Origin of the sequence: Xanthovirga aplysinae, from assembly GCF_009711365.1 — a bacterium.
Lineage (GTDB): Bacteria > Bacteroidota > Bacteroidia > Cytophagales > Cyclobacteriaceae > Xanthovirga > Xanthovirga aplysinae.
Genome location: NZ_SMMB01000202.1, coordinates 1 through 670 on the forward strand (window position 1 = coordinate 1; position 670 = coordinate 670).

Sequence of the window (670 nt, forward strand, 5' to 3'; positions counted from 1 at the left end):
TGGCCCAGGGCAATGACAACAACAACCAAAATGCCGTGGGTTCCCAGAGCGGGGGCCATGAAGTCCTCAATAATAACCAAATATTGGGGAATAATAACGACCATAATAGGCAGTCTGTATTTTTTCTCCAAAATGGTTTTGTCCCGACTCATGAAATTAATGATAACAACATGATCATAGGCGATCGTAATGATAGAAACACACAATCAGTGCGGGGCCGACAGGGGGGGGCCTTTCTGCTTTCAAATGAAATCAACGAAAACAACGAGATTGTAGGTAATAACAACGATTGGAACAGGCAAAGAGTAAGAGGCCAACAGGATGGGGCGCCTCATGAAATAAATCAAAATAACCAAATTGTTGGTAATAGAAACGATGAAAATACCCAATTAATTGATGCGGAGCAGGATGGGATTGGTCATGATGTTCAATCCGTTAACCAGATTTTAGGGAACAACAATGATAAAAACAGTCAAAAACTTTGGGCAAATCAGGAAGGCTTTAATCAAGACATTGAGACTGGTGATAATAATCTAATAGAGGGTAACAACAATGGCTGGAATAAGCAAGAGATTGATTTACACCAGCAGGGTTCTAATCATGACCTCTCCGACATTAACAGGATTATTGGCGACAATAATGAGGATAACAGCCAGGAAGTTTGGGCTGA

At 41.0% G+C, this 670-nt stretch carries 1 protein-coding gene; it reads left to right on the forward strand.

Translation table 11 applies throughout. The features are described from left to right. The coding region (locus E1171_RS23255; protein WP_187696112.1) for a hypothetical protein at positions 1–670 on the forward strand (670 nt) is incomplete at both ends.